Origin of the sequence: Variovorax sp. Root318D1, assembly GCF_001424835.1 — a bacterium.
GTDB lineage: Bacteria > Pseudomonadota > Gammaproteobacteria > Burkholderiales > Burkholderiaceae_C > Variovorax.
In genome coordinates, this window is the sequence record NZ_LMCQ01000020.1 from 210,805 (window position 1) to 230,416 (window position 19,612).

Genomic DNA, 19,612 nt, shown 5'->3' on the forward strand with positions numbered 1-19,612 from the left:
TCTTCCTCGCTTCAGGACGCACAAAGTGAACGTGCCCATTGCCGACCCCAGATTCGCAGGCCGCGGCAGCCTGCACGCCTGCACACAGCAAGAGGCGAAGCCTTCGGCTGCCGCCGCGCAATGAAGGCCTCGCCCGGAGCCCGCAGCTGGATTGCCGCCGGCGTGCGCCACGAACTCCTCACCCGCGCCTTGCCGGCCTTGCGGCACGACATGGCCGCGCCGGTGTCGGTGATACGCATGGCGCTGCTGATGCTCAAACGTCAGATGGGCGCGCCGTCCATCGATGCTGCGGCCTGCGAGGAACGCGTTGCGCTCATCGACAACCAGGTGTCCGAACTGGTGGAAGGCATTCGTTCGTTGCGCGATTGGGAACTCGCCACGGTGGACGACGGCATCACGCGCAGCGCACTGGTGGCGCAGTGCGTGGGCTTGATGCGGGCTGCCTTCGACATGCACGGCGTGGCGATCGATGTCGATACCGCACTCGAGCCGCAGCCGAACGAATCCCGCCGTCCCCAGGGGGCCGCGCTGCGCTACCTGTTGCTGGGCGGACTCGGATATCTGCATGATGGCGCCTCCGACGCCGGTGCGATCCGCATCGAGGCCGATGGAGACGATGCCCTGCGGTTGAGCGCCTTGCCGCGCGAGTCCAGTGGCGTGAGCCCGGTGCTCGATGCGCACCGTGCGCCGCGCGCGCTGGCCATCGATGCGATAGCGTTGCAAAGCCTTGCCGAAGACCTGGGCTACACCGTGGCGCTGGAGCGTGACAGCGTGCGGTTCCCGCTTGCGACGGGCTGAAGTTTTCGCGATTCTTTTTTATCGGGCAGCCGTGGGCTTTGCGCTTGGCTTTGCACTTGCCTTGCGTGCCTTGCCGAGCTCACGAAGCTCGCGCGCCTGGACCTGCCGATGCATCCGCAAGAAGGCAAGCAGCCGCTGTTCCGCCGCGTGGAGTCCGCGCGTCTTGCGGGCCGCAGTGCGGGCCGTCATTTTTCGCAGCACCTCCGACGAAGGATCTTCATCGTCGCCCGCAAGCGCACTGCCCAGCGCCAGCACGGCCGGGTGAACATAGGCCTTCTTGCACACGGCGGGTGTGTTGCCGAGCTGCTTTGCCACCGCGGCCAGGATCTCCTTGGCGCTGTAGCGGCTGCCGTCGGCAGCGGTACGGCCCGGCTCGCACGCGAGCCGCGTGAGTTCCAGCGCCTGCACGGTGCCGTGCCAGGTGCGAAAGTCCTTCGCGGTGAAGCGCTCGCCGGGCGACGCGTCTGCGATGTAGTCGTTCACGTCGGTGGACGACACGCTGCGAAGCTGGCCGTCTTCTTCCTGGTACTGGAACAGCGCCTGGCCGGGCAGCTGCTGGCACTGGCGCACCACCTTCGCCACGCGCGGATCGTCCAGCAGGGCCTCGTGCATCACGCCGCTCTTGCCCCGAAACCGCAGCCGGAGCGCCGCGCCCCGCACAGCCGCGTGCCGGTTGCGCAGCGTGGTGAGGCCAAACGAACCATTGCTGCTCGCGTACTCCTCATTGCCCACGCGCAGCAGCGTGGTGTCGAGCAGCCGCACCAGCGCCGCCAGCACCCGCTGGCGCCCGGGTGCTGCCGTGGTCGCGCCCGCGCCTTGCTGCAGGTCGCGCGCCACGCGGGCGCGAATGCGCGGCAGCGCGAGCCCGAAGGCCTCGAGGCGTTCGAACTTGGTTTCGTCCTTGAAGAGCCGCCAGTCGGCGTGGTAGCGGTACTGCTTGCGGCCCCGGGCATCGATGCCGGTGGCCTGGAGGTGGCCGTTGGGCAGCGGGCAGATCCAGACCTGGCTGTAGGCCGGCGGAATAGCGAGCATGCGGATGCGAGAGAGCTCGTCCGCATCGCGGACCCATCGGCCCTCTGCGTCGCGGTAGCGAAAGCGCTCGCCCTGCTTCAGGCGCCGGATGCCGGGCATGTCGGGATTCACATAGACCAGGCCGTTGGCGATCGGCGTCGGCTTCGAAGGCGGTGTGGGCGACGAGAGCAGTGTGGAGCGGGCCGGCATGGGGTTCGGGTGGTGACGGTACCCAGCGCTTGTGCCTGCACCGGCCATTGCTTCCTGTAGGACGCCGCAATCGACGCTGGTGCGATGGAGGCTCTTTGTTCCCGTGCGTCAGTGCCGCACGGGCTCCAGGTGCCAGGTCACGTTGAAATCGAACGGCGTCCAGCGGCTCACCGTGACGCCTGCGCGCTGCAGGGCGCGGCCGGTCCAGGTGTTGCAGGTCTCGAAGAGGTGGTAGCCGCCTTCGGCTTCATAGAAGGCGTCGTCGTTGCCGTAGTGCGCCCCCGCAATGGGCACCGCGTGGCCCGAGGGCAGCGATGCACGCACAAAATCCACGAGCTGCGCGTACTGCGCCTGCGAGAGCGGCAGCAGGTAGGCGCCGTGCCGCAGCTGCGCGCGGCGCAGATAGGTCACGTGCAGCAGCGCACGGTTGCCGCCTAGCATGGCGCCGAACGCGCGCGATGCGGTCAGGTCGGCCCAGGTGGGCGTGTTCAGGTAGAACTCGCGGTCGCCCCAGCCGATGGCGATGAATTCCGCGTCCGGCGGCACGGACTTGAAGTGCCCGAACGGAAAGAGCTGCCGCCAGTCGATGGCCTCCGAGCGGATCGGAAATACCAGGTCGGTGTGCACGCCGTTGCTCAGCACCCAGGCCTGCACAGCAGGCGCCTGCGTCGGCGGCGCTTGCGCATTGGCCGGCCAGAACATCAGCGCACAGGCAACCGCCACGTACAGCGCCGCCGCAACCATGAACCCCAGCAGCGTGAATGCGAAGCGCCGGAGCCAGCGTTTCATCACGGCTTCTTCAGAAAAGCGAAGCCGTGGTCGAGGCCGCCTCCGCGGACCCACGCGAGGCCGTTCCGCCGCCGGCCGCTGCCAGCGCTTCGGGGCTTCCCGCCTTTGCGAGCGCACCCACGCGCACGCCCAGCAGACGAAGCGGCCGCTCCAGCGGCACGCGCTTCAGGCACAGCCCGCCGATCTGGCGAATAGTCTTGCCGTCGGCGGTGAAGCGGTCGATGGTCTGGTCGCGCGTGGCAATCTTGAAGTCGTCGTAGCGCAGCTTGATGCCGATGGTCTTGCCGACGTAGCCCTTGCGCTGCAGGTCTTCGGCCAGCTTCTCGCACAGGTGGGTGAAGATGGCGCCGAGCTCGGCGCGGTCGCGCACGGCATGCAGGTCGCGGTCGAAGGTGGTCTCGCGGCTCATCGATACGGGCTCGCTTTCGGTCACCACCGGCCGGTCGTCGCGGCCCCAGGCCACCTCGTGCATCCACGCGCCCGTGGACTTGCCGAAATTCTGGATCAGCCAGTCGCGGTCGCGTGCCGCGAGCTCGCCCACCGTCTCGATGCCGAAGCGCTTGAGCTTCTCGTCGGCCTTGGGCCCGATGCCGTTCACCTTGCGGCAGGGCAGCGGCCAGATGCGCGTCTGCAGGTCGTCCTCGTAGACCACCGAGATGCCGTTGGGCTTGTTGAACTCGCTCGCCATCTTGGCGATGAGCTTGTTGGGCGCCACGCCGATCGAGCAGGTAAGGCCGGTGGCGTCGAAGATGGCCTTCTGGATCAGCCGCGCCAGCGAGCGCCCGCCTTCGCGCTGGCCGCCCGGCACGTCGGTGAAGTCGATGTACACCTCGTCCACGCCGCGGTCTTCCATCAGCGGCGCGATCTCCCTGATCATCTGCTTGAAGGCGCGCGAATACTTGCGGATCTCGTCGAAATCCACCGGCAGGATGATGGCCTGCGGGCACAGCTTGGCGGCCTTCATGAGCCCCATGGCCGAGCCCACGCCGAACTGGCGCGCCGGGTAGGTGGCGGTCGTGATCACGCCGCGGCCTGCGTAGTCTCGGAGGCGCGGGAAGGCGTCGATCGGAATGTCGGCCAGCGTGCCGCCTTCGGGTACGTGGCGGATCGCCTCGTCCACGCTGCGCCGCCCGCCGCCAATCACCACCGGCAAGCCCTTGAGTTGCGGATAGCGAAGCAGCTCGACCGACGCGAAGAAGGCGTCCATGTCGAGGTGCGCGATGCGGCGGATCGGGGGGTTGGTCACGGGCTGGGAACTCACGGCTGCGATTGTCTCGCGGCCGGGCCGTCTCTGCCGCACGGCGCACGCATGCCAGAATGCGGCGGACTGCGGTTTTTGACCGTCCGATGGCAACTGCGACATGGGAAGGAAGGGGATCTGGCATGGATGACGAAGTCGAGGGATTGAGCATCGCGCTGACGCCGGTGCAGATGGCGGCGGTGCTGGGCGGGCAGGACGTGCCCGAATCCGCAAGCCTGAGCAACCGGCTCTGGGGGACCGTCGGGCTGGTGGGCGGGGTGGTGGAACTGGTCGGCGCCGGCGTGCTCTGCCTGACGCCCGAGCCCACCATGGTGACCAAAGCCGGCTGCGTGGTGCTGGGCGTGCACGGCTACGACACCTTGGCAACCTCGAGCCGCCAGGTCTGGACCGGCACCCCGCAGCGCACGGCTACCGCCGTCACTGCCAGCTCGGCGGCCGAGGCGCTGGGCGCCTCGCGCGAAACGGCCGACGGCATCGGGCTTGCGGTGGATGTGGCGGTGCCATTGGTCGTGGCTTCCGGGCTGGTCGCCGCGCGCGTGATCGCGGTGCGCGCCAACAGGTTTCGCCTGGAGCCAGTCAACCTGCGGCTGCATGAAGGACCGCCAGGCACAAAAATCGGCGGCCACGCGATTCGGGAACATGTTGGCAAGACCGAGGCGGAACTTTTCCAGCGGTTGGTGAACAAGCCGTCGCTGCCCAAAGTGTCGTCGTTTCACAACCTCGACGTCGCAGAGCGCGCCATCAGCGCCACGGTTCGCGCCAACGCCAGAGCCATCAGGGCGTGGTCGCGCTCGGCCGCCGTGGGCTCCAAGCCCATGGCGTTCAACCACGACGTGGGCAGCGTGGTGGGCATCGGCGTGCAGCGGGGCAGCACCACCGTCAGCCAGCTGACCAACGTGCGCGTGATCCTGAACATGAAGAGCTACAACGGGATGCCGTACTACATCCTCACGGCGCACCCCTTCTGAAACCAGCAGCCGAATCGCCATGAAGCGCTACGAACTCATCGAGAACCTCACCGAGGTTTACTTCGGCCAAGATTACGATTATTTCGGCGAGACCGGTGCCGAAGTCATGGCCGAATACCGGAAGGCCTGCACGCCCGCTGAACTCGAGGCGCTGCGCGTCGAGATCGTCGATTTCATGCGATTGCACCCAGACCTGGAAACCGACTTCCCGCGCTGGTTCGAGCGCCCCGCCCAGCCGGAAGACTTCGGATCCACCATCCGCGAGTTCCTCGACAGCGTGCTGGCCGCACTGAAGTAGCGAGCGTCCCATCCGATGGCGTCAGTGCGCGGCGCGGGCAAGTTTCAGCGCTGATCGAATGGCCCGGCCGATTGCACCTCGCCGCCAAGCCACACGTCCGGTCCAAGTTCTTTCGCAAGGTAGGCCATGAGCTTCGCGGTGCGCTCGCGCAGCGGGGCAATGCGAGCCTGCAGACCGGCTCTGGGCAGCGCAACGGCTTGGCCGGGCTCATCGTCGGAGTCGGGGTTGCTTTGCCGGATGTAGAGCGTGCCGTCGAAGGCCCAGGCCTCCACCGCCCAGCCTTGGTCCTGGTCGTCGTAGACCATGCCTTGGTCGTTTCCGGCCACGGCGGCAAGAAAGTGGTCCATGGCGGAGAAGGTGTCGTACCAGGGGAACGACAGGTGAATGTCCGCCTCATCGTTGTCGAGCCGCAGATCCATCCGGAAGTACTGGCGAACCTGGTGGAGTTTCATCGCATGTTGCCGGGCCAGTGCGGTCACCCGGCCGTAGTACGCGGCAAGCTCCGCTTGATGCCCGATCACTTCGGTGGTGCGCGCCTGCAAGCGCGAAGCGCGAGGGAATTCCGGCAGAGCGAGCGGCTCGGGCTGATGGTGCGGTGCAGGATGAAATTCGTCCCACAAACGAAACGCGATCTCGGGCTCGAGCGAGTCGATCGGCCGGGCACCGGCGAACCAGGGTTCCACTTGCGCGCTCCTCTGACTGGGTCGCCCACGAAAAGGCGAATCTTCTTCACGATGGGGGTCATTGTGACAAGGCTTGCCTGTTGCGCCCGCTAGGGCCATCATCCGCGCCATGCAAACCGTCGCTTCCATCCTGTGGCGCAGGCTCGATGCACCGGGCCATGACGCCTGCCGGCTCGAGCGCAACGCTACCGCGTGGCAGCTCGACGGCTCTGCCGTGTTCCGCCTGGAGGACCACCGCATTGCGCAACTGCACTACCGCGTGCGCTGCGACCTTCACTGGCACACCCAGTGGGGTACCGTGCGTGGCTGGCTCGGCGGCAGCGCCATCGACCTGTCCATTGCCCGCGATGCGCGCGGCCACTGGAAGCTCAACGACGAGGCAGTGGCGGACCTGTCGCATTGCGTCGACCTCGATCTGGGCTTCACGCCCGCCACCAATCTGCTGCAGCTGCGCCGGCTCAATCTGTCGAAAGGCGAAGGCGCGGATGCGCGAGCCGCCTGGGTCGACCTGGACGGTGGCGGCGTGCTCAGCGAATTGAACCAGCGCTACGAGCGGACTGCGGACGACGCGTACGCCTACGAGGCCAAGCGCTTCGACTATGCAGCTGCGCTGCGCGTGACGCAGGACGGCTTCGTGCGCGACTACCCGGGCCTTTGGATTGCCGAAACGTAGGGCTCAGAAAGTCCCCGGCAGCAGGATGCTCGAATCCACGTTCTCGATGTCGGTGCGGCCGCAGAAGGCCATCGTGACGTCGAGTTCCTTGTGGATGATCTGCAGCGCACGCGTCACGCCCGCTTGGCCGTAGGCGCCCAGGCCATACAGAAAGCTGCGGCCGATGAGCGTGCCGCGGGCGCCGAGTGCGCGGGCCTTGAGCACGTCCTGGCCGCTGCGGATGCCGCCGTCCATCCACACTTCGATCTCGCTTCCCACGGCATCGACGATGGCCGGCAGCGCGGCAATGGAAGAGGGCGCGCCATCGAGCTGTCGCCCGCCGTGGTTGGAGACGATGAGCGCATCGGCGCCGCTGGATGCGGCAAGGCGCGCGTCTTCCACGTCCATGATCCCTTTGAGGATCAGCTTGCCGCCCCAGCGCTTCTTGATCCATTCGACGTCGGCCCAGCTCAGTGCCGGATCGAACTGCTCGGCGGTCCACGATGACAGCGACGACAGGTCTTTCACGCCCTTGGCATGGCCCGCGATGTTGCCGAAGGTGCGGCGCTTGGTGCCCAGCATGCCCAGGCACCAGTGCGGCTTGGTCGCCAGGTTGATCATGTTGGCAATGGTCGGTTTGGGCGGCGTTGAGAGGCCGTTCTTGATGTCCTTGTGGCGCTGGCCGAGGATCTGCAGGTCGAGCGTGAGCTGCAGCGCCGACACGTTCGCGGCGCGCGCTCGCTCGATCAAGCGCTCGATGAAGTCGCGGTCCTTCATGACGTAGAGCTGAAACCAGAACGGATGCCGGCCGGTGTGCTCTGCAATGTCCTCGAGCGAGCAGATGCTCATGGTCGAGAGTGTGAACGGAACGCCGAAAGCCTTGGCCGCGCGCGCGCCCAGAATCTCGCCGTCGGCATGCTGCATGCCGGTGAGGCCGGTGGGCGCAATGGCCACGGGCATGGCCACGTCCTGGCCGATCATCGTGGAGCGCGTCGAGCGGCCTTCCATGTTCACGGCGACGCGTTGGCGCAGCTTGATCTTGTGGAAATCGCTCTCGTTGGCGCGGTAGGTGCTCTCGGTCCATGCGCCCGAATCGGCGTAGTCGTAGAACATTCTCGGCACGCGCCGCTTGGCGACCACCCGAAGGTCTTCGATGCAGGTGATCTTGGAAAGGTCTGGCACGAGGCGGTCTCCTGAAGTGTCTTCTGTCGTTTGTTGTTTGCAGAGCCGGCCATGATGGGCAGGCCCGCCGCGGCCCGAGTGTGATTCGCGCAGCCTCGGCCCAGCTGAAAATTATCCGGTCCGCGGCTGAAAAGAATTCAGTTCAGTCGCGCAGCGCCTGGCGCAGCCACTCGGCGAAGGTCGCGCATTCCCAGCGCTCCATGGCGCCCGGGCGCCAGCAGATGAAGTAGGCGTTGGGCGAGGGCACGCTGCGCGTCGAAAGCCGCACGAGGCGGCCGCTGTCGAGCCACGCGCTGCCGAGCTTCAGGTGCATGAGCACCACGCCGAAGTCTTCGGCCGCCGCATCGAGCGCCAGGCCCAGGTCATTGAACTGGTGGCCCGTGGCCGGCTCGGGCAGGCCGATGCCGCAGGCCTTGAACCAGGTGCGCCAGGATTCGAGCGGCGTGCGCAGCAGTTGGGCGCGCGAGATTTCGGCATCAGTGGCAAAGCCATCGAAAGGACCGTGGCGCTCCAGGTACGCCGGGCTGCACACCGGAGAGACCTCGTCGGCCAGCAGCTGGAAAAACTCCCGGTCATGAAAAGGCCCGGTGCCGAAGCGCAGCTCGATGTCGGCCTCTTCGGCCGTCATGTTGCGCACCGGCGTGGTCACCTGCAGCATCAGCTCGATGTTGGGATAGGCATCGCGGAACACGGCCAGGCGGGGCAGCAGCATCTGGCGCGAGAAGGTAGGCGTCACGGCCACTCGAAGCCGCCGCACCTGCGATGCGGGCTCGCGGCCGGGCACCTGCTGCAGCGCTGCAATGGCTTCGCGTACGCGGGCCAGGTAGGCCACCCCATCGGCACTCAGGCTGAAGTCGCTGCCCGCGAAGAACTTGAGTTCGAGCAGCGTCTCGAGCTGGCGGATGCGATGGCTCACTGCACTGGGCGTCACGCTGAGCTCTTCCGCCGCGAGGTTCACGCTGCGCAGCCGCGCCACCGCCTCGAAGGCCTGCAGGCCCTGGGTCGAGGGGAGTCGGGTCGATGCCATTGATGTTGGTGTTTGCTGGGCTGGATGTTATCGGGTTGCCCGCGTCCCCTACGCCGCGGCCAGCGCCGCAAGCAGGCGCCGCAGGTCGTCCACGGCCTCGCGTGCAAGGGCCATGTCGCCCATCTGCGCCTTGACGATGGCGCCGTCCACGCCAAGCGCTGCGGCTTGTGCAAGCGCCATGCGAGAAGACGGATCCCCGGGCAGCAAGCCGGCAATGACCTCCACCATCTCGCGCTTGTGTTCGCGCGCGCGCTCGGCCGCGCCTTCCACGCTGCCGGCCACCTCGGCCACCGAGTTGATGAAGGCGCAGCCGCGAAACGCCGGGTCGGCGAACCATTCGGCCATCACGTCGGCGAGCAGCAGCAAGGCCCCGGTATCGCCCACGCGGTCATGCGCGCCGCGGCGTCCCAGTGCGTCGACGAACCATGCCATCCAGCGCGCATGGCGGTGATCGAGGAACTCGCGCACCAGGTCGTCCTTGGATGGAAAGTGCCGATAGAAGGTGACCTTGGTCACGCCAGACTCGGCAATGACGCGATCGATGCCCGTGGCGCGGATGCCGTCGGCATAGAAGAGGTCGTGCGCCGTGTGCAGGATGCGCTCGCGCGCGGGCAGTGCGGAGGTGTCCATGGCGCTATTGTAGGTATGTAGACAGGTCTGTCTACATATGGCACATTGCGCACCTTCGCCACTTCTCCATTCAACGAAAGAACGCCATGGAATCCCGCCCACCGCTGCCTCCCTTCACGCTTGAAAGCGCAACGAAGAAAGTCCAGGCCGCCGAAGACGCATGGAACACGCGCGACCCCGTTCGCGTGAGCCTGGCCTACACGCCGGATACCGAGTGGCGCAACCGCGCCGATTTCGTCAACGGCCGGGAACGGGTGGTCGAGTTCCTCACCCGCAAGTGGGAGCGCGAGCTCGACTACCGCCTGAAGAAGCAGCTCTGGGCATTCATGGACAACCGCATTGCGGTCCGCTTCGAATACGAATGGCACGATGCGGCCGGACAGTGGTTTCGAAGCCATGGCAACGAAAACTGGGAATTTGCGGAGAACGGATTGATGCAGCGGCGCTTTGCGAGCATCAACGACCAGCCCATCGAGGAGTCGGAGCGCAAGTTCCGGTGGGATCGCTGAGGACCAATCAGGAACATTTGTTGCTTGCCTACTTCCACTTCGCCCATCCAATTCAATCAGGAGCCAGCCCGCATGAACCGCAACGACGTCACCGAGAAGATCATCACCGTGAAGGTGTCCAAGGGCATCCAGTGGGCCGACGTGGCCAAGAAGGTGGGCCTCTCGAAAGAGTGGACCACCGCCGCATGCCTCGGCCAGATGACGCTCGACGACAAGCAGGCGAAGATCATCGGCAAGATATTCGGACTCACCGCCGAAGAGCAGAAGTGGCTCCAGGTGGTGCCCTACAAGGGCTCGCTGCCCACGCCGGTGCCGACCGATCCGCTCATCTACCGCTGGTATGAGGTGGTGAGCGTGTATGGCACCACCATCAAGGAACTGATCCACGAAGAATTCGGCGACGGCATCATGAGCGCCATCGACTTCAGCATGGACATCCAGCGCCAGGCCGACCCGAAGGGTGACCGCGTCAACGTAGTGCTCTCGGGCAAGTTCCTGCCGTACAAGACCTACTGACGCCGCCCCGTCAGAGCGCGTGCTCGGCCGGCCGCGGACGCCATGCCGGGCGGCGCGGCGCCGAGATGCTGCTGCCCTCGATGGCCCCCGCGATCGAGCGCGCCACGGCTTCAACCGGCACCGCGATGCGCCGTCGCGTGACCATGCGCTCGAACGAACTGCACGCCGCGATGCGGTCGGCCAGTGTGCGGTCTGCCTCGCTCACGTCGGGGCGCACCACCGTCACGCGCACGCGGCCCGCATGCTCCTGCCGCAGCCCTTCCGAGATGGCGTCGACCGCGTACTGCGTGCCGCAATACACCGCTGAATTCGGCGACACGCCATGAGCCGGCACCGGCGCCACGTTGACGATGTGACCCCAGCCCTGCTCCTGCATCGTCGGCAGCACCGCCGCAATGCCCAGCAGCACGCCGCGCAGGTTCACGTCGATCATCAGTTCCCACTCGTCGACCTTGCGCGTCCACAGCGGCGAGAGCGGCATCACGCCCGCGGCGTTCACCAGCACGTCGATCCGGTCGTGCGTATCGAGTGCGAATTCGGCAAAGGCTTCCACGTCGGGGCGGTACGTCACGTCCAGCCGCTGGAAGCTCGCCGTGCCGCCAGCGGCAGTGATGTCATTGGCCAATGCCTCGAGCCGCTCAGTGCGGCGCGCACCGAGCACCACCTTGGCGCCGCGCCGCGCCAGAAGCCGCGCGGCTGCCTCGCCGATGCCACCGCTTGCGCCCGTGATGAGGACGACTTTTTCCTGGATTGCGCTCATGAGAAACTCCTCGTGCGGGTGGATGTGAACCGTGGCGCAACGCCGCGCCGGGGCATGGAGCAAGTCTCGCGCGGATGAAGCTTGGGGCGTTATCCGGATCGCACGAGCTTCTTGCCTGATCCTGCAGACGTGGTGCCAGCGGGGACGGCCGGAATTTGGTGGCAGCTTCTTCCGCAGTGTGGCTACCATTCCCGTCCATGAAAAAGCCGCCGCCAGCCCTTCGCTCCGCTGCACCGATGCTCGCCCTGCTGCTGGCCGGCCATGTCTTCGCAGCGCCCGCCGCGCAGCCCTTCGACGCGGTCAAGAAGCCGGAGTCCGTCGACCCGGAATGGCGCGCCCGTCTGTGTGCGCTGCTGCCGCAGCCTTGCGATCCGCAGAGCCTCGGGCTCTATCGGCCGCGTGGCGCTGCGGTGGGCGACTATGCCGTGCTGTCGGACGAACCGCTGGCCGTTGCCATGGTGCGCATCAAGCGCGGCGCAGGTCCGAGAAGCTGGCAGCTGGGCAGGCTGCACGACTTCAGCAGCTATGCCGCGGCGATGAAGAAAGACGGCGGCGCCGGCATGTCCGACGTGCGTGTCTCGCTCGCCCCGGCGCTCTATCCGCTGGCAGAAGGGCAATGGGCGGTGGCCGTGCTCCAGACGGTGTCCGAGATGTACTCGGGCGGCGGCGCTTCATTCAGCAAGGCCGATTTCGTTCCGCTCGACGAGAGCAAGGCCGTGTACGAAGGCATTCCTTTTTCCTGCTCGAAGATGGTCCGTGCCTGCTTCAGCGAGAAGGAATACAAGCAGTCGAAGCACTGCCATGACGAGAGCAGCGGCAGCCTGCGCATTGCCTATGGTGAACCCGCCGCGCCCGGCGAGCCCTACAACTGGCAATACACCTGGCTGCAAAACGAATGGCCGGCGCACACACCGGCACGCGCTGCGACCACCACGCGCCTGCACTTTGCCGCCAGGACCACCGAACGCGCGGGATTCTGCGGCGGACCGCAGTAGCGGACCCCGGCCGACTTTCTCTTCTTCAGCGCTGCGGAACCGTCACCGCACCCACGTGCATCGTGCGGCCCGCTCCGATGCCCGCAATTACCAGTGCGATGCCCAGCCCGATGAAGAGCCATGACGACGCGCGGAAGCTGCCGGTCCATCCATGCAGCAGGCCGGCCAGCAGGGGCCCGAACGCCGCCACGACATAACCGACGCCCTGCGCCATGCCCGAGAGATGCGCGGCCACGTGCGAATCGGGCGAGCGCAGCACGATCATCGTGAGCGCCAGCGCAAAGGTGCCGCCCTGCGCAATGCCCAGCAGCACGGCCCACAACCACACGCCGCCGAGCGGCGCGAACAGCATGGCCAGCATCGCAATCACGGTGAGCGTGGCCAGCACCACCGCCAGGCCGCGCTGGTTGCGCAGCTTCACGGCCACGGCCGGCACCACGAGGCAGGTCACCACCTGCGTCATGACCGACAGCGACACCACGTAGCCGGCAGTCTCGCCACCGAGGCCGCGCTCGCGCAGGATGGGCGCGAGCCATCCCATCACGATGTAGGCCAGGGCCGATTGCAGCCCCATGAAGAACGTGACCTGCCATGCCAGCCGATCGCGCCAGAGGCCGCGCACGGTGAAGCCCGATTCGCTGGCCACCGGCTTCAGCGGCAGGGCCTGCGGGGCCCAGATCAGCGTGACCAGCAACGCCGGCGTCGCCCACATGGCGAGCGCGTAGGTCCAGCTTCCGCCGAGCGCATGCTGGATCGGCACGGTGACGCCCGCGGCGCTGGCCGCACCGCCGCACACGGCCATGGTGTAGAGCCCCATCATCAGCGCCGCCTGCTTGGCGAAATCGCGCTTCACCAGGCCGGAGAGCAGCACGTTCGACACCGCGATGCCGCTGCCCGCGATGGCTGAGGCCAGGAACAGCAGCGGAATGTTGCCGCTGCCGCGCAGCAGCGTGCCCACCAGGATGAGCACCATGCAGGCGAGCAGCGTGCGCTCGGTGCCGAAGCGCCGGCCAAGGCCTGGCGCCAGCGGCGCGAACACGCCCAGGCAGACGATGGGCAGCGTGGTCAAGAGGCTCGCGGCGGTGGCGGAGAGGCCGGTGGCCGCAATGATCTCGGGCAGCACCACCGACAGGCTTGCGAACACTGGCCGCAGGTTGAAGGCGATCAGCACCACGCTGGCGCCCAGCAGGATGCGGCGGGCCAGGCTGCCCGCGGGCGTGGCGCGCGGCGCGGGCAGGCTGTCGACCTCGGCATCGATCAGCAGTTCGTCAGCGGCCGCGCGGCCCGGCCGGAAAGGCACAGCGCTCATCGGACCGGCTCCGCCTCATCCTGCGCCAGCGAATCGATCATGGGCGACATGAACGCGCGCACCGCCTCCGCGGCGCGGTCGGCATTGCGGCTTGCAATGGCCTCCACGATGGCGATGTGCGCGGCCGTGTCGGGTTCCGGCAGGCCGGCGTTCATCGTGCTTGCGATGGTTTCCTTGATGTAGCCGGCGATGAAGCGGCAGGTCTCGGCCAGAGCCAGGTTGCCCGAGATGTCGACGATGGCCAGGTGAAAGGCCAGGTCGCGCTCGATGAAGCTCGCGCCGCCGTCCTTTGCGTCCGGCGCGCCGCGCCTTTCGAGCAGGGCTTTCAGGTTGCGCAGATCCTTGGCGGTGTGGCGCAGCGCGGCCAGCCGCGCGGCCTCGACCTCGAGTGCGCGGCGCACCTCGAATTGGTCCCGAAGGCTCGCGCGCCGCATCTTCTGCAGGCTGAGCGACGGGTCGAAGCCGGAGCGCACGTAGGTGCCGGAGCCCTGCCGCACCTCGAGCAGGCCGCGCGACACCAGCGTTTTGACGGCTTCGCGCACGGTGCCGCGGCTCACGCCCAGCAACTGAGCCAGTTGCGGTTCGATCGGAATGCGAGACCCGACCGTCCACCGGCCGGCGGCGATCTCGGCGCGGATGCTGTCGGCGGCGCTGTCGGCCAGGGAGGTGCGGGGAGCTTGGAGGAGCATATGAATAAGAAAGGCCTAATTCATTGAATGATTGGACGAATTTTCGCGCAGATGGATTGTCGCAGTCGGCCGCAGGGGTTTGGGGCGGGCGCATGGGCTCGTCCAGCCATACGGGTTCAGGCTCAAAGCTGAGGCTTGTGCAAGCGAGATTTAACAATTGCTGCTGAATAGTGAACTATTGCCGGATCGGTGAAACGGTGTTGCAAGGATCAGCCACTCCTGTTTTATCGTTCGAAACTGCTACCAACGGCCGCTGCGCCAATTGCGCACGGATTCGAACGTTCATGAAGAAAACAAACAGAGTTCCCGGAAGTTGAAATGAAGGATTTTTCTTTGTCGGACGTCCGGCTTTTCACCAAAGCCGCCCAACTCGGAGGACTGACTCCGGCCGCCGATATGCTGAACGTGCCCAAGGCGTCGGCATCGCGGCAGCTCCAGCGGCTGGAGGCAACGGTCGGGCACCAACTGCTGCATCGCGGCTCCACGCGCTTCGCGCTTACCGAGGAGGGCCGTGAGTTTCTGGTCGCGGCCCAGCATGTGCTGACCATCCTCGATGACGTCATGCTGAACCTGTCCTCTGGCAGCGGTACGGTGGGCGGGCGGCTGCGCGTGGCGGTCCCTCACTACTACGGCAGGGAGCTGCTCGGGGCGCATCTGCCCGATTTCATGGCCGCCTATCCGCAGCTCGAGGTCGTGGTCGAAACGGGCAATGACAGGGCCGATCTGTATCGCGACGAGGCCGATGTGGCCATCCGGCGCGGGCGGGAGGGCTGCGACGAGATGGTGGCGCGCCATCTGAAGAACGAGCCGATGGTGCTGTGCGCCGCCCCGGACTACCTGGCAGCGCACCCCGCCCTAGGGGGCGTTCCCGATCTGGCGTCGCACGCCTTTCTGGTCACCGAGGGCGAGGGACGCAAAAAGGAAATCAGCCTTTCGACCGCAGGCAAGATCCACCGGGTGCGCGCGGGCAGCGTATTCCAATCGGACGATCTGGAATTGATCCTGAAATTGACAATAGCCGCCAAGGGTATAGGACTGGTCCCTCTGGCGATGGCCCAACCACACATCGACAGCGGATTTCTGGTTTCCGTGCTGCCGGCGATCAAATTGAAGCCGCAGGAAATCAATCTTGTCTATTTGCCGTCCCGCCGCAATTCTCCAAAGATCAAGGTCTTTGTCGATTACGTCTTGAATATTTTCAAGCTTTCTTGATTCGGGCAGGACGTTCGGCTCGCAACCGCGAGCCGGATTATGGGCTTTTTTCCCATTTTTCTATTGCATCCCGTTGAACGCCGTGTGAGGGCCTCATGCCCGCTCGCATGGGCGCCCGAGGGGAAAGCATGATTCCGCGGCCTCCGGTTGTCGTAACCGGAACTGTTGTTCCGAATGGACAGTTGTCGGTTTCGATTGGTACCAAAGTATCAGTTTTGGTCTACACTTCGTAACCAAACTAGATGTTTGTTAACAGTTGATCCGGCTGACCGCGACAGAGAAATCGCAGCAGTCCAGCGGGCGGCGCCTCAGCGATGCAAATCGAAAAGGCGCTGATCGCTCATTCAAACGCCGGCGCTTGCAATGCCGGCAATTTCTCCCCGGCGGCCCGAGCCGCTTAATTCATTGCCGGCATGCGCCGGGGTGAACTCCTGTGTGTCTTGAATCTGGAGCAACCATGTCCATTAAAAAACTGACTCAAATCCTGAATTGCCGCATTTCCGGCCTCGGCGCCTGCGCCTTCCTGCTGGCTGGGCTGACCGGTTTCGCCGGTTCCGCCGCGGCCCAGTCCGCACCTGCCGCTGCCGAAGCCGCCCAGAAGAAGGCCGTGGCCGTCGTTCTCACCCAGTCCAAGGTGGTGAAGGATGCGCAGGGCAGGGAACAGCTGGTGGACGCCAGCTCGGTCAAGCCCGGCGATGTCGTCGAGTACCGGGCCACCTACACCAACAACACCGGCAAGCCGGTCACCGGCCTTGTGGCGGATCTTCCGATTCCCGAAGGCCTGGAGTACCAGCCGCGTAGCGCAAAGCCGGGCGCAGGCCTGGTGCAGGCCGCGACGAAGGACGCCGTGTTCGGCGCCGAGCCGCTGATGCGCAAGGCCGCTGGCAACAAGACCGAGGCGGTGCCCTATGCCGACTACCGGTCGCTGCGCTGGACGCTGGGCCAGTTGCCCGCCAACGGCAGCACCGCCGTGAGCGCGCGCGCCAAGGTCGAGGTGGTCGTGCCGCCACCCGCGGTGGCAGTGCAGGCCGCGTCCGGCGCTGCGCGCTGATCCGGCGCTTCCCCCCGTCCACCCGTGCCATCCGATTCTTTCTAGTGCAACCCGGTCGCCGCGTTTTCGAGCAACGAAACACCGCAGCCGGGTTTTTTCCTGTTCCCGACTTTTATTGACAACCGAGGAGAAACCACGTGATTTCCACCCTGCCAACCCGGCGCAGCATCGGCCTCAGGCCGTCTGCGTCGTGGGCCGGCGCCGCAGCCTTGACGCTGGGCTTCCTGTTCGGAAGTTCGACCGCACTGGCCGCTGCACCACCAGCCAATACCGTCATCGGTAACCAGGCTTCGGCCACGTATTCCGACGCAGCCGGCACCACCCAGCTGGCCACGTCCAACCTGGTTCAGACCACGGTCCAGCAGGTCGGGTCGTTCACGCTCGACTCGGTCAACCAGGTCACGACGGCCATCGTCAACACCAAGATCGGCGCGGCAGGCTCCATCGTCTACGCACCGCACACGTTGACCAACACCGGTAACGGCACCGACACCTTCACGCTGACGGTCGATGCCGACACCGACAAATTCTCCAAGGTCGAGGTCTACCCCGACGCTAACGGCGACGGCGTGCCCGACGGCACCACCCCTCTGTGCACGGCTGCAGCCGCAGGCGTTTGCAGCGTGCCTGCACAGAGCGTGGCCGGCAACAACGGCGTGTTCCGCTTCGTCGTGGCCTACACGATCCCCGGCACGGCCACCAGCGCCACCGGCGATTTCGACACGGCGACGCTCACCGCCACCCCTGGTACCCCGGCGCTGTACACCGCGCCGAACACCTCGGCGGCCGACAAGGACGACATCAAGCTGACGACGGCGGCGGCGTTCAACGTCACCAAGTCGATCGGCGTTCCATCTGTGGCCGGACCTGGCAATGCCGCCTGGCCGACCGCCACCACCGGCGGTCCGCGGTCGTCCTCGGCAAGCTGTGCCACGACCTGGTCGGCCGGTCTCGCTTCCAGCGCGACCTGCCAGTACACGGTCTACACGCTCACCTTCAACAACACGGGCGGCGCAGCAGGCAGGTTTGCGATGTCCGACACCCTGCCAACCGGCATGACCTACGTCGCGGGCTCCGCGGTGTGGAGCAGCGCGCCCGGCACGGCGCTGGGTGACGGCGCAGGCGGCGATCCGTCCGGCATCGACTTCCAAGTGGCTGGCAGCACGCTGAACACCGTGGTCGCCTCGCTCGGCCAGAACGTGACGCAGACGGTCAGCTTCGTGGTGCTTGTGAAAACCACCGCCGCGATCGGTACGTCGACCACCACCAACGTGGCGACGTTCGAGTCGACCAGCGTCCCCCTGACGATCACGGCGGCGGCCATCGGCACGCCAGGCTCGAGCACCAACCCGTCGGCCTTCACGGTCGTCGCGAGCTACGGCATCGCAGTGGGTACCAACCCCTCGACCGCTGCTACCGCCGTCGACACCACGGCCGGCACGCCCAACGGCACCGCAGCCGACCTGACCACGCGTCCTTCGGTCGTGGCTGGCGGCAGCGTCAAGTTCGCGCAGTCCGTGTTCAACGCGGGCACCGGCACCGACACCGTGAACCTCACGGTTGCGGCAGGCACCTTCCCGGCGGGCACGACCTTCGTGCTGTTCGCGGCCGACGGCGTCACGCCGCTGCTCGACACCACCGGTGACGGCGTGCCCGACACCGGCCCGCTCGCGCCTGGCGGCAGCGTCAACATCGTGCTGCAGGCCAACGTGCCCTCCGCCACGGCGGTGGGTGCCGGTCCGTTCTCGGCCACGGTGACGGGTCGCTCTGCGGGCGACACCACCAAGATCGACGCCACGCTCGACACGGTGACCATCGTCGTCGGTTCGCTGGTCGACCTGACCAACACGGCCGCCGGTACGGGCACAGGTTCGGCAGCAGGCGGCGACTTGGGCCCCGGCCCGAGCCCGAACCCGACCACGACCAACGCGACCGCGGCCGGCACCGGCACCGTGTTCGCGCTGTTCGTCAAGAACAACGACTCGGCCAACAACACCTACAACCTGGCTGCCAGCCAGTCGACCAGCTTCCCCGGCACCCTGCCGAGCGGCTGGACGGTGAAGTTCGTGGCCTCGGGCGGCACTTGTGCATCGGCAGCGATCACCAGCGTGGCCGTCAACGCCGGCGCGCAAGCGCAGGTCGCTGCCTGCGTGACGCCGCCTGCCACGCAGTCGCCCGTCACCGCACAGAAGGTCTACTTCCAGGTGCAGTCGACCGCCGTCGCTTCGACCGGTGTGATCGTGTCCGACACGAAGACCGACGCCGTGACCGTGACCGCTGCACAGACGCTGAGCGCCACGCTCTCGCCGAACAACAGCGGCCAGCTCGCACCGGGCGGCACCGTGGTGTACCCGCACACGTTGACCAACACCGGCAACCAGAGCTGCGGTGCGTACACGCTGACGGCCACCGTGCCGGCGGCCGACGCCACGCTCGGCTGGACCACATCGATCTACATCGACGTGAACGAAGACGGTCAGATCGATGCCACCGATACGCTGGTGACGGGGCCGATCGCCGACTTGCCCGTGGGCGCCAAGCAGAAGCTGCTGGTCCGCGTGTTCGCACCGGGCGGTGCCAGCGCCGGCGCGACCGACACCGCGACCGTGACTGCGACTTTCAGCAGCGCCTGCGGTGCACCGTTTGCCACCGATATCAGCACCGTGATCACCGGCCAGATCCGCGTCCTCAAGACGCAGGCAGCCGACCTCACCTGCGATGGCACGGCGGACGGCGCATTCAACGCAGCTCCGCTGTCGCTGAAGCCCGGCCAGTGCATCGTCTACAAGGTCGTCGCCACCAACGAAGGCACGGCATCGGTCACCAACATCGCCATCAACGATGCGGTGCCTGCGTACACGTCGCTGAGCGCCACGCAACCCGCGGCCGCGTCGCGATGCACCTCGACCGGCGTGACCGGCACGGCGCTCGTTTACGCGCAGACCGCCACCGCGGTGAGCTGCGGCAGCGCCGCCAACTCCGTGGCCCCGAGCGGCACGGCCACGCTGACCTTCGCCGTGAAGATCAACGAGTGATGACAAGGGTTTGAGTCGCCGGCGGGC

20 protein-coding genes are annotated in these 19,612 nt (G+C 66.5%); 10 read left to right on the forward strand and 10 right to left on the reverse strand.

Features of this window, described 5'->3' with window-relative positions:
- The first annotated feature begins 120 nt into the window (after positions 1 to 120).
- Positions 121 to 798 carry a hypothetical protein gene (locus tag ASC78_RS17835; protein WP_055803995.1) on the forward strand — a complete coding sequence of 226 codons (678 nt, stop codon included), beginning with the start codon at positions 121 to 123 and terminating at the stop codon, positions 796 to 798.
- Between the two features lie 18 nt (positions 799 to 816).
- On the opposite strand, the gene ASC78_RS17840 is transcribed toward ASC78_RS17835, so the two are convergent.
- The 3 genes from ASC78_RS17840 to ASC78_RS17850 all read right to left on the reverse strand — a co-directional run bounded on the left by ASC78_RS17840 (position 817) and on the right by ASC78_RS17850 (position 4,015).
- Positions 817 to 2,019: a DNA topoisomerase IB gene (locus ASC78_RS17840; protein WP_055803997.1), complete on the reverse strand. Its 1,203-nt coding sequence runs from the start codon at positions 2,017 to 2,019 to the stop codon at positions 817 to 819.
- Between the two features lie 108 nt (positions 2,020 to 2,127).
- Entirely contained in the window at positions 2,128 to 2,808 is a 681-nt protein-coding gene (locus ASC78_RS17845; RefSeq protein ID WP_235505117.1) for a TIGR02117 family protein, read from the reverse strand.
- A 10-nt stretch (positions 2,809 to 2,818) separates the two neighbouring features.
- Complete coding sequence (locus ASC78_RS17850; protein WP_443082733.1) at positions 2,819 to 4,015, reverse strand: Y-family DNA polymerase; 1,197 nt, start codon at positions 4,013 to 4,015, stop codon at positions 2,819 to 2,821.
- Positions 4,016 to 4,191: 176 nt separating this feature from the next.
- Here ASC78_RS17850 and ASC78_RS17855 point away from each other — a divergent pair, with 176 nt between their 5' ends.
- Both ASC78_RS17855 and ASC78_RS17860 read left to right on the forward strand, forming a co-directional pair.
- On the forward strand, positions 4,192 to 5,037 hold the full coding sequence (locus ASC78_RS17855) for an RNase A-like domain-containing protein (RefSeq protein ID WP_055804003.1): 846 nt from the start codon (positions 4,192 to 4,194) through the stop codon (positions 5,035 to 5,037).
- Between the two features lie 19 nt (positions 5,038 to 5,056).
- Positions 5,057 to 5,335 carry a contact-dependent growth inhibition system immunity protein gene (locus tag ASC78_RS17860; protein WP_055804005.1) on the forward strand — a complete coding sequence of 93 codons (279 nt, stop codon included), beginning with the start codon at positions 5,057 to 5,059 and terminating at the stop codon, positions 5,333 to 5,335.
- Positions 5,336 to 5,379: 44 nt separating this feature from the next.
- Here ASC78_RS17860 and ASC78_RS17865 read toward each other — a convergent pair whose 3' ends face one another.
- Positions 5,380 to 6,018 (reverse strand): hypothetical protein, encoded by a 639-nt coding sequence (locus ASC78_RS17865; RefSeq protein WP_055804009.1) that lies wholly within the window; start codon positions 6,016 to 6,018, stop codon positions 5,380 to 5,382.
- 109 nt (positions 6,019 to 6,127) lie between these two features.
- On the opposite strand from ASC78_RS17865, the gene ASC78_RS17870 reads away from it, so the two are divergent.
- Positions 6,128 to 6,691, forward strand: coding sequence for a putative glycolipid-binding domain-containing protein (locus tag ASC78_RS17870; RefSeq protein ID WP_055804012.1), 564 nt, complete (start codon positions 6,128 to 6,130; stop codon positions 6,689 to 6,691).
- Between the two features lie 3 nt (positions 6,692 to 6,694).
- Here the strand turns inward: ASC78_RS17870 and ASC78_RS17875 are convergent, their stop codons facing one another.
- The 3 genes from ASC78_RS17875 to ASC78_RS17885 form a co-directional block, all read right to left on the reverse strand.
- Positions 6,695 to 7,852, reverse strand: a complete 1,158-nt coding sequence (locus ASC78_RS17875; RefSeq protein ID WP_055804016.1) for an alpha-hydroxy acid oxidase — start codon at positions 7,850 to 7,852, stop codon at positions 6,695 to 6,697.
- Between the two features lie 142 nt (positions 7,853 to 7,994).
- Positions 7,995 to 8,879 carry a LysR substrate-binding domain-containing protein gene (locus ASC78_RS17880; RefSeq protein ID WP_055804019.1) on the reverse strand — a complete coding sequence of 295 codons (885 nt, stop codon included), beginning with the start codon at positions 8,877 to 8,879 and terminating at the stop codon, positions 7,995 to 7,997.
- 48 nt (positions 8,880 to 8,927) lie between these two features.
- Positions 8,928 to 9,509 carry a TetR/AcrR family transcriptional regulator gene (locus tag ASC78_RS17885; RefSeq protein WP_055804022.1) on the reverse strand — a complete coding sequence of 194 codons (582 nt, stop codon included), beginning with the start codon at positions 9,507 to 9,509 and terminating at the stop codon, positions 8,928 to 8,930.
- Positions 9,510 to 9,595: 86 nt separating this feature from the next.
- On the opposite strand from ASC78_RS17885, the gene ASC78_RS17890 reads away from it, so the two are divergent.
- Both ASC78_RS17890 and cynS read left to right on the forward strand, forming a co-directional pair.
- Positions 9,596 to 10,018: a nuclear transport factor 2 family protein gene (locus tag ASC78_RS17890; protein ID WP_055804024.1), complete on the forward strand. Its 423-nt coding sequence runs from the start codon at positions 9,596 to 9,598 to the stop codon at positions 10,016 to 10,018.
- Positions 10,019 to 10,090: 72 nt separating this feature from the next.
- Positions 10,091 to 10,534, forward strand: a complete 444-nt coding sequence (cynS, locus tag ASC78_RS17895; RefSeq protein WP_055804027.1) for a cyanase — start codon at positions 10,091 to 10,093, stop codon at positions 10,532 to 10,534.
- A gap of 10 nt (positions 10,535 to 10,544) precedes the next feature.
- Here cynS and ASC78_RS17900 read toward each other — a convergent pair whose 3' ends face one another.
- Positions 10,545 to 11,294 carry an SDR family oxidoreductase gene (locus tag ASC78_RS17900; protein ID WP_055804030.1) on the reverse strand — a complete coding sequence of 250 codons (750 nt, stop codon included), beginning with the start codon at positions 11,292 to 11,294 and terminating at the stop codon, positions 10,545 to 10,547.
- 236 nt (positions 11,295 to 11,530) lie between these two features.
- On the opposite strand from ASC78_RS17900, the gene ASC78_RS17905 reads away from it, so the two are divergent.
- Positions 11,531 to 12,289 (forward strand): hypothetical protein, encoded by a 759-nt coding sequence (locus ASC78_RS17905; RefSeq protein ID WP_200934321.1) that lies wholly within the window; start codon positions 11,531 to 11,533, stop codon positions 12,287 to 12,289.
- Positions 12,290 to 12,314: 25 nt separating this feature from the next.
- On the opposite strand, the gene ASC78_RS17910 is transcribed toward ASC78_RS17905, so the two are convergent.
- Together ASC78_RS17910 and ASC78_RS17915 are read right to left on the reverse strand one after the other, a co-directional pair.
- Positions 12,315 to 13,598, reverse strand: a complete 1,284-nt coding sequence (locus tag ASC78_RS17910) for a CynX/NimT family MFS transporter (protein WP_055804036.1) — start codon at positions 13,596 to 13,598, stop codon at positions 12,315 to 12,317.
- Complete coding sequence (locus ASC78_RS17915; RefSeq protein ID WP_055804039.1) at positions 13,595 to 14,287, reverse strand: FadR/GntR family transcriptional regulator; 693 nt, start codon at positions 14,285 to 14,287, stop codon at positions 13,595 to 13,597. Before ASC78_RS17915 ends, ASC78_RS17910 begins: the two co-directional genes overlap by 4 nt.
- Before the next feature lie 318 nt (positions 14,288 to 14,605).
- Between ASC78_RS17915 and ASC78_RS17920 the strand changes: the two genes are divergently transcribed.
- From ASC78_RS17920 to ASC78_RS17930, 3 genes are all read left to right on the forward strand, one after another.
- Complete coding sequence (locus ASC78_RS17920) at positions 14,606 to 15,499, forward strand: LysR family transcriptional regulator (RefSeq protein WP_055804042.1); 894 nt, start codon at positions 14,606 to 14,608, stop codon at positions 15,497 to 15,499.
- Positions 15,500 to 15,956: 457 nt separating this feature from the next.
- Positions 15,957 to 16,550: a DUF11 domain-containing protein gene (locus ASC78_RS17925; protein ID WP_055804045.1), complete on the forward strand. Its 594-nt coding sequence runs from the start codon at positions 15,957 to 15,959 to the stop codon at positions 16,548 to 16,550.
- Between the two features lie 137 nt (positions 16,551 to 16,687).
- Positions 16,688 to 19,585: a beta strand repeat-containing protein gene (locus tag ASC78_RS17930; RefSeq protein ID WP_055804048.1), complete on the forward strand. Its 2,898-nt coding sequence runs from the start codon at positions 16,688 to 16,690 to the stop codon at positions 19,583 to 19,585.
- Positions 19,586 to 19,612 lie beyond the last annotated feature (27 nt).

What these genes read in the sequence shown, in the direction of transcription:
- ASC78_RS17860 (WP_055804005.1), top strand. Translation starts at nt 5,057, where the DNA reads ATGAAGCGCTACGAACTCATCGAGAACCTCACCGAGGTTTACTTCGGC.
- ASC78_RS17870 (WP_055804012.1), top strand. Translation starts at nt 6,128, where the DNA reads ATGCAAACCGTCGCTTCCATCCTGTGGCGCAGGCTCGATGCACCGGGC.
- ASC78_RS17905 (WP_200934321.1), top strand. Translation starts at nt 11,531, where the DNA reads ATGCTCGCCCTGCTGCTGGCCGGCCATGTCTTCGCAGCGCCCGCCGCG.
- ASC78_RS17835 (WP_055803995.1), top strand. Translation starts at nt 121, where the DNA reads ATGAAGGCCTCGCCCGGAGCCCGCAGCTGGATTGCCGCCGGCGTGCGC.
- ASC78_RS17925 (WP_055804045.1), top strand. Translation starts at nt 15,957, where the DNA reads ATGTCCATTAAAAAACTGACTCAAATCCTGAATTGCCGCATTTCCGGC.
- ASC78_RS17845 (WP_235505117.1), bottom strand. Translation starts at nt 2,808, where the DNA reads ATGAAACGCTGGCTCCGGCGCTTCGCATTCACGCTGCTGGGGTTCATG.
- ASC78_RS17855 (WP_055804003.1), top strand. Translation starts at nt 4,192, where the DNA reads ATGGATGACGAAGTCGAGGGATTGAGCATCGCGCTGACGCCGGTGCAG.
- ASC78_RS17885 (WP_055804022.1), bottom strand. Translation starts at nt 9,509, where the DNA reads ATGGACACCTCCGCACTGCCCGCGCGCGAGCGCATCCTGCACACGGCG.
- ASC78_RS17880 (WP_055804019.1), bottom strand. Translation starts at nt 8,879, where the DNA reads ATGGCATCGACCCGACTCCCCTCGACCCAGGGCCTGCAGGCCTTCGAG.
- ASC78_RS17850 (WP_443082733.1), bottom strand. Translation starts at nt 4,015, where the DNA reads ATGGACGCCTTCTTCGCGTCGGTCGAGCTGCTTCGCTATCCGCAACTC.
- ASC78_RS17840 (WP_055803997.1), bottom strand. Translation starts at nt 2,019, where the DNA reads ATGCCGGCCCGCTCCACACTGCTCTCGTCGCCCACACCGCCTTCGAAG.
- ASC78_RS17890 (WP_055804024.1), top strand. Translation starts at nt 9,596, where the DNA reads ATGGAATCCCGCCCACCGCTGCCTCCCTTCACGCTTGAAAGCGCAACG.
- ASC78_RS17900 (WP_055804030.1), bottom strand. Translation starts at nt 11,294, where the DNA reads ATGAGCGCAATCCAGGAAAAAGTCGTCCTCATCACGGGCGCAAGCGGT.
- ASC78_RS17920 (WP_055804042.1), top strand. Translation starts at nt 14,606, where the DNA reads ATGAAGGATTTTTCTTTGTCGGACGTCCGGCTTTTCACCAAAGCCGCC.
- ASC78_RS17915 (WP_055804039.1), bottom strand. Translation starts at nt 14,287, where the DNA reads ATGCTCCTCCAAGCTCCCCGCACCTCCCTGGCCGACAGCGCCGCCGAC.
- cynS (WP_055804027.1), top strand. Translation starts at nt 10,091, where the DNA reads ATGAACCGCAACGACGTCACCGAGAAGATCATCACCGTGAAGGTGTCC.
- ASC78_RS17910 (WP_055804036.1), bottom strand. Translation starts at nt 13,598, where the DNA reads ATGAGCGCTGTGCCTTTCCGGCCGGGCCGCGCGGCCGCTGACGAACTG.